Below are 6,647 nucleotides of genomic sequence, written 5' to 3' on the forward strand. Positions count from 1 at the left end.
AATCAAGATTAGACGCTTTCTGTAAACACGCACGGCGACGAGCTTTTCAGCATCGTCGCCGTGTCCATGACGCTAGCGAAGGAATCAGTTGCGCGAGAGCGTGGTCGGTGCCATCGCCAGCGCGCGCTTGGCTTCGATGAACGTCTTGCTCCAGTAGCGATCGCCGAGGCTGTCGATACGCACGCCACCGCTGCGACGGCTGCTGGAGTGAATGAACTGGTTGTCGCCGAGGTAGATACCGGCGTGGCTGACGCGACCGCGGCCGTTGGTGCTGAAGAACAGCAGGTCACCCGGCTTGAGGTTGTTGCGCGAGACCAGCGGGGCATCGACGTTGATCATTTCGCGGGTGGAGCGCGGCAGGTTCATGCCAGCTTCTTCGCGGAACAGATAACCGATGAAGCCACTGCAATCGAAGCCCGACTGCTCGGAGGTGCCACCGAAGCGGTAGCGGGTGCCGATCAGCGACATGCCACGCTCGAGGATGCTGTCGGCCAGCACGGGCAGTTGGTAAGGCTTGGAGGTGGAGAACTGTTCCAGGTCCTGCTCGGTGGCCAGTTCTTCTTCGAACACCGAAACGTCGGTGGAAGACTGGGTGGCGACCTTTGCAGCGATTGGAGCGTGATCCTGCTGTTGCGAAACCGGGCTGTGGGCAGCGCAGCCGAAAAGCAGCGTCACGAGTGCGAGGGGCACGAGGGGTGCGAAGCGATTTAGCATGGGCACGACCGTGTCTGGAATTCAAAGAAGCCGAGACTATGCCTTCTATCGATTCGATTTGCAAATTCAATCGAAAAAAATGTGACTTTTATGTTCCGAGGCTCTGGGACGGCGTTTACCAGCCCAGCGTCTCCTTCAAAAACGGGATGGTCAGCTTGCGTTGTGCCTGCAGCGACGCCTGATCGAGGCGTTCCAGCAGGTCGAACAGCGCGCTCATGCTGCGGGTACCGCGGGTGAGGATGAAGTGCCCGACCTCGTCGGTCATGTGCAGGCCGCGACGCGAAGCCCGCAATTGCAGGGCGCGCAGCTTGTCTTCGTCGGACAGCGCACGCATCTGGAAAATCAGCGCCATGGTCAGGCGCGACTTGAGGTCGGCGAGTTTGATCGGCAGTTCGCGCGGCGAGCTGGAGGCCGCGATCAACAGGCGCCGGCCACTGTCACGCAGGCGGTTGAACAGGTGGAACATCGCCTCTTCCCACTCCGGCTTGCCGGCGATGGTCTGCAGGTCGTCGATGCAGACCAGTTCGTACTGTTCGAGGTGATCCAGGAGTTCGACGCCACGGTCGAGCAATTGCGCCAGAGGCAAGTAGACCGCCGGCTCGCCCATCTGCTCGAAACGCAAACAGGCCGCCTGCAACAGGTGGGTACGTCCGACACCCTGCTTGCCCCACAGGTAGATCAGGCTCTCGGTCCAGCCGGCGTCGGCTTCGCAGAGTCGCTCGACGTAGCCCAGTGCGGCGGCGTTGGCACCCGGATAGTAGTTGATGAAGGTGGCGTCATCGCGCAGACGCACACCCAGGGGCAACTGGATCGGTTTCATGCTGGCTGGGCGGTTGCGAGGAACCGCAAAGGGCCCTTGGTAAAAGTCTGCAAAGTCTATACCCGTGACGTCGGTCGCACAATGAGCGAAGACCACAAGGAAAATCAAAGGCTTGCGCCGGACACTCAGGCACGGCGCGAGCCTTTAGCCATTACTTAAAGGTCGGGGTCTATTTTCTCGCCATACATGTCCGACCTTTTATAGAAGTCGTGCGCATGACGCAGCAGCACCATGATCACCGCCGCCGCCGGCAACGCCAGCAACACACCGGTGAAACCGAACAACTCGCCGCCGGCGAGGATCGCGAAGATCACCGCCACCGGGTGCAGGCCAATGCGGTCGCCCACCAGCAGCGGCGTGAGCACCATGCCTTCGAGCATCTGGCCGATCATGAATACTGCGGCGATCCCCAGCAGCGGATAGATGTCGCCGCCGAACTGGAACAGCCCCGCGACCATCGCCGCGCCGATACCGATGATGAAACCCATGTACGGCACGATGGCCGCCAGCCCCGCCAACAGGCCGATCAGCAAGCCCAGCTCGAGGCCCACCAGCATCAGCCCCGCCGCGTAGATGACGCCCAGCGCCAGCATCACCAGCAACTGGCCGCGGACGAAGGCGCCAAGCACCTCATGGCACTCCCCCGCCAGCCCCACCACCTGCTCCTCGCGCTGACGCGGCAGCAGGCTGCGCAGCTTGGCCATCATCAGGTCCCAGTCGCGCAGCAGGTAGAAGCCCACCACCGGGATCAACACCAGATTGGCCAGCCAGCCGAGCAGCGCCAGGCTCGACGCGGTCGCCTGGGCCAGCACCGCGCTGACGATATCGGTGGTCTGGCCCATGTGCGCGCCGATCGCCGCCTTGACCTTGTCGAACTTCCAGAAGCCATCGGCCAGCCCCAGCTTGGCCTGCACCCACGGCAGCGCCGCATGCTCCAGCCAGTCGAGCATCTGCGGCGTCAGCTCATAGAGGCGCACAAGCTGCTTGGCCAGCATCGGGATCAGCACCAGCAACATCGCCAGCAGAATCAGGCTGAACAGGGTGAAGACCACCACCACGCCGGCCGTGCGCGACAGCCCCGCGCGTTCCAGGCGATCGACCAGCGGGTCGGCCAGGTAGGCCAGGAGAATCCCGATAAGAAACGGCGACAGAATTCCGTGCAACAAATACAGCAGCACACCGAGCAGAAACACCATGCCGAACCACATCCAGCGGCGTGTATCCATCATCACCACAACTCCTTACCAGCGAAAACGCAGACCGTTGAACGGTGCGGGGGCCGGGGCAGGCGCGGCGCCGGAGGCATCCGCAGGCGCCGCCGGGTTGGTGACCGGTGCGACCGGAGCGGCTTCGGCCGGAACCTCCTGCAAGCGCGCCAGCCCCAGTTGGGCGCGCAACTGATCGGCGGTGGCGGTGGCCTCCCACGTCATGACATCGCCCTGGACTTCGGTGATACGACCGCCGAACGGCTCCAGCACGCGGCCCAGCTCGGCATAACGCTCCAGATTGACACCCTGCACCTGAATCGCCTGCTCGCTGCTGGCGCCAGGACGGGCGACGAAACGCGGCGCCAGCCGCTGGCTCACCGCCAGCATCACGGCATCGGCCAAGGCGGCCTGATCGGCGCCCTCGACCTTGCCCTGCTCGCGCTGCTCGCCCAGCCACAGGCGCCATGTGCCGCTCCATTTACCCTCAGCCTCGGTGGCATGCACGGCCAACAGGGCGTCGGCGCCATAACGCCCGGATGCCGCCTTGAGCGGCGCCGGGTCGGTGCCTTCAAGATTCTTCGCGGTGGCCACGAGCTGTTCGTCGAGATCGCCCAGTGGCAGGCGCAGTGGCAAACCACGGTGCTGGGCAGCGCGGCGCAGGGGCTCGGCAGCGCCCTGGCCGTCACCGATCAGGTTAGAACCCTCGGTGCCGTCATTCAGCCACCAGCCGAGGATCGCCGGGCGATTGTTGCCCCACAGCGCCAGGCCAGCCTTGCGCAGCGCGCGTTCAGTGCTGCCCGGATCGAACTCCACCAACAACGTCTCCGGCGGCCCGGCCTCGGTGCCGAACTGGCTGATGATCTGTTGCGGGTCCTTGCGCAATTCGGCAAGGCCCGGGTTCTGAGGCGCCTTCGGGTCACCGGTCAGGCGCAGCACCAAGGTATCCAGCGCGGCCTGGGTCGCCTGGGCCCGCGCTTCGGCGCCCTGCCCACTGACCGGCTCACGGACCTGATACAGCCCACTGAGGGTCTCGGCCTGGGCGGCGAGGCCGAACAACGCAACACAGCAACCGAACAGATAAGAACGCAAACGCATGAAGGATTCCTGTCCAGATAAAGGAAGAAGTGAAAGGTGACGCGTGAAGCCAAGACCCGCGCCACGGCGCAAAATTCACTCATGGGTCGGTGTTTCCCTTCCTATACCTTATACAGGCCGTGACAAGGCAACCACCCGCGCACGGAGAATCGATGTTTTTCACCGGATTCAGGCCCAGCCCGTCGGCCTGAGGATGGCCGCTGCCGGGCAACCCTGATAAAATCGCGCGCCTTCGCAGACCGCCGACGGTCAGGCAGGCGGATCTTTTTCCCGCTCCCTGGCAGGTCACGGTCGATTCCCCCGAATCCCTCCCCCCTAAAGGCCTGGATCATGAGCAAGCAACCCTCCCTGAGCTACAAGGACGCCGGTGTAGACATCGACGCCGGCGAAGCATTGGTCGAACGCATCAAAGGCGTCGCCAAGCGCACCGCGCGCCCCGAAGTCATGGGCGGCCTGGGCGGTTTTGGCGCCCTCTGTGAAATCCCGGCCGGCTACAAACAGCCGGTTCTGGTCTCGGGCACCGACGGTGTCGGCACCAAGCTGCGCCTGGCACTGAACCTGAACAAGCACGACAGCATCGGCCAGGACCTGGTCGCCATGTGCGTCAACGACCTGGTGGTCTGCGGCGCCGAGCCGCTGTTCTTCCTCGACTACTACGCCACCGGCAAGCTGAACGTCGACGTTGCCGCCACCGTGGTCACCGGCATCGGCGCTGGTTGCGAACTGGCCGGCTGCTCGCTGGTCGGCGGCGAAACCGCTGAAATGCCAGGCATGTACGAAGGCGAAGACTACGACCTGGCCGGCTTCTGCGTCGGGGTGGTCGAGAAAGCCGAAATCATCGACGGCTCCAAGGTCGCCACTGGCGACGCGCTGATCGCCCTGCCGTCTTCCGGCCCGCACTCCAACGGCTACTCGCTGATCCGCAAGATCATCGAAGTCTCCGGCGCCGACATCGAGCAGGTCCAACTCGACGGCACCCCGCTGACCGAGCTGCTGATGGCCCCGACCCGCATTTACGTCAAGCCGCTGCTGAAGCTGATCAAAGACACCGGCGCGGTGAAGGCCATGGCCCACATCACCGGCGGCGGCCTGCTCGACAACATCCCGCGTGTACTGCCAAAAGGCGCGCAGGCCGTGGTCGATGTCGCGAGCTGGGAACGCCCGGCGGTCTTCGACTGGCTGCAAGCGCAAGGCAACGTCGACGAGCACGAAATGCACCGCGTGTTGAACTGCGGCGTCGGCATGGTCATCTGCGTTGCCCAGGACAAGGTCGAAACCGCCCTGAACGTCCTGCGCGAAGCCGGTGAGCAGCCATGGGTGATCGGCCAGATCGGCGTCGCCGCCGAAGGCGCCGCCCAGGTCGAGCTGAAGAACCTCAAGGCGCACTGATGCCAAGCAAGACCTGCGATGTCGTGGTGTTGCTGTCGGGTTCCGGCAGCAACCTGCAAGCCCTGATCGACAGCGCCCGTGCCGGGGATTCCCCGGTACGGATCCGCGCCGTGATTTCCAACCGCGCCGATGCCTACGGCCTGCAACGCGCCCGCGATGCCGGTATCGACACCGCCGTGCTCGACCACAAGGGCTACGACGGCCGCGAAGCCTTCGACCAGGCCCTGATCGAATGCATCGACGCTTTCTCGCCGCAACTGGTGGTCCTGGCCGGGTTCATGCGCATCCTCAGCGGCGGTTTCGTCCGTCACTACGAGGGGCGCCTGCTCAACATCCACCCGTCCCTGCTGCCCAAGTACAAGGGCCTGCACACCCACCAGCGGGCGCTGGAAGCCGGTGATAGCGAGCACGGCTGCAGCGTGCACTTCGTCACCGAGGAACTCGATGGCGGGCCGCTGGTCGTACAGGCAGTCATTCCGGTGGCGCCGGATGACACGCCAGAGACACTGGCGCACAGGGTTCACAGCCAGGAACATCAGATTTACCCGCTGGCGGTGCGCTGGTTCGCCGAAGGCCGTTTGCGCCTGGGCGAACACGGTGCTCTACTGGACGGCCAGCCCCTGGCGGCCAGCGGCCACTTGATACGACCCTAGGAGATTTTATGCGTCGCGCCCTGCTCTTCGCCCTCGCCGTGCTCGCGCTGCCGCTTCAGGCAGCCGACCTGAAACCGTTCTCGGCCAGCTACACCGCCGACTGGAAGCAACTGCCCATGAGCGGCACCGCTGAACGCAGCCTGGAAAAGAATGCCAACGGCACCTGGAGCCTGAACTTCAAGGCTTCGATGATGATCGCCAGCCTGACCGAGCAAAGCACCCTGACTCTGGACAAGGACACCCTGCTGCCGCAGAGCTACCACTTCGAACGTGGCGGCCTGGGCAAGGCGAAGAAAGTCGACCTGGACTTCGACTGGTCAACCAAGATGATCACCGGCAGCGACCGTGGTGACGCCGTCAAGCTGCCACTCAACCGCGGCGTGCTGGACAAGTCTTCCTACCAGTTGGCCCTGCAACATGACGTGGCCGCCGGCAAGAAGAGCGTGAGCTACCAGGTTGTGGATGGCGACGAGATCGACACCTACGACTTCCGCGTGCTCGGCACCGAGAAAGTCACCACCCGCACCGGCCTGGTCGATGCGGTGAAGGTCGAGCGCGTGCGCGACCCGAGCCAGAGCAAGCGCATCACCGAGCTGTGGTTCGCCAAGGACTGGGACTACCTGCTGGTGCAACTGCGCCAGGTCGAGACCGACGGCAAGGAATACGTGATCGTGCTGCAGGACGGTACGGTCAACGGCAAGGCGGTCAAGGGCAACTGACCGACCTGCTTGCCGGCAACACCCGAAACCCCGCCTTGTGCGTAATGCC

The 6,647-nt window shown here is 64.1% G+C and carries 7 protein-coding genes; 3 read left to right on the forward strand and 4 right to left on the reverse strand.

The annotated features are described in order from the left end of the window. Positions 1–84: 84 nt before the first annotated feature. From NTD82_RS17410 to NTD82_RS17425, 4 genes are all read right to left on the reverse strand, one after another. Positions 85–714 carry a C40 family peptidase gene (locus NTD82_RS17410; protein ID WP_262129588.1) on the reverse strand — a complete coding sequence of 210 codons (630 nt, stop codon included), beginning with the start codon at positions 712–714 and terminating at the stop codon, positions 85–87. Between the two features lie 115 nt (positions 715–829). Continuing rightward, positions 830–1,534 carry a DnaA regulatory inactivator Hda gene (gene hda, locus NTD82_RS17415; protein ID WP_095155407.1) on the reverse strand — a complete coding sequence of 235 codons (705 nt, stop codon included), beginning with the start codon at positions 1,532–1,534 and terminating at the stop codon, positions 830–832. Positions 1,535–1,689: 155 nt separating this feature from the next. After that, positions 1,690–2,763 carry an AI-2E family transporter gene (locus NTD82_RS17420; RefSeq protein ID WP_262129589.1) on the reverse strand — a complete coding sequence of 358 codons (1,074 nt, stop codon included), beginning with the start codon at positions 2,761–2,763 and terminating at the stop codon, positions 1,690–1,692. 12 nt (positions 2,764–2,775) lie between these two features. Beyond that, the gene (locus NTD82_RS17425) at positions 2,776–3,837 is read right to left on the reverse strand and encodes a DUF2066 domain-containing protein (protein WP_095155405.1); all 1,062 of its coding nucleotides are present in this window, start codon (positions 3,835–3,837) and stop codon (positions 2,776–2,778) included. Positions 3,838–4,167: 330 nt separating this feature from the next. Here NTD82_RS17425 and purM point away from each other — a divergent pair, with 330 nt between their 5' ends. Genes purM through NTD82_RS17440 form a run of 3 tightly spaced genes read left to right on the forward strand, consistent with a single transcriptional unit; the run spans position 4,168 to position 6,598 of the window. Continuing rightward, positions 4,168–5,226, forward strand: coding sequence for a phosphoribosylformylglycinamidine cyclo-ligase (gene purM, locus NTD82_RS17430; RefSeq protein WP_110969163.1), 1,059 nt, complete (start codon positions 4,168–4,170; stop codon positions 5,224–5,226). Continuing rightward, positions 5,226–5,879 carry a phosphoribosylglycinamide formyltransferase gene (gene purN, locus NTD82_RS17435; RefSeq protein WP_262129591.1) on the forward strand — a complete coding sequence of 218 codons (654 nt, stop codon included), beginning with the start codon at positions 5,226–5,228 and terminating at the stop codon, positions 5,877–5,879. The genes purM and purN overlap by 1 nt, the downstream gene beginning before the upstream one ends. A gap of 8 nt (positions 5,880–5,887) precedes the next feature. Continuing rightward, a complete protein-coding gene (locus NTD82_RS17440) occupies positions 5,888–6,598 on the forward strand; it encodes a DUF3108 domain-containing protein (RefSeq protein WP_095155402.1) in 711 nt (236 codons plus the stop codon). Positions 6,599–6,647 lie beyond the last annotated feature (49 nt).

The organism is Pseudomonas sp. 5P_5.1_Bac1 (assembly GCF_025466015.1).
Classification (GTDB): Bacteria; Pseudomonadota; Gammaproteobacteria; order Pseudomonadales; family Pseudomonadaceae; genus Aquipseudomonas.

Coding starts and splice junctions, on each gene's coding strand:
- NTD82_RS17410 (WP_262129588.1), bottom strand. CDS start 714: ATGCTAAATCGCTTCGCACCCCTCGTGCCCCTCGCACTCGTGACGCTG.
- hda (WP_095155407.1), bottom strand. CDS start 1,534: ATGAAACCGATCCAGTTGCCCCTGGGTGTGCGTCTGCGCGATGACGCC.
- NTD82_RS17420 (WP_262129589.1), bottom strand. CDS start 2,763: ATGATGGATACACGCCGCTGGATGTGGTTCGGCATGGTGTTTCTGCTC.
- NTD82_RS17425 (WP_095155405.1), bottom strand. CDS start 3,837: ATGCGTTTGCGTTCTTATCTGTTCGGTTGCTGTGTTGCGTTGTTCGGC.
- purM (WP_110969163.1), top strand. CDS start 4,168: ATGAGCAAGCAACCCTCCCTGAGCTACAAGGACGCCGGTGTAGACATC.
- purN (WP_262129591.1), top strand. CDS start 5,226: ATGCCAAGCAAGACCTGCGATGTCGTGGTGTTGCTGTCGGGTTCCGGC.
- NTD82_RS17440 (WP_095155402.1), top strand. CDS start 5,888: ATGCGTCGCGCCCTGCTCTTCGCCCTCGCCGTGCTCGCGCTGCCGCTT.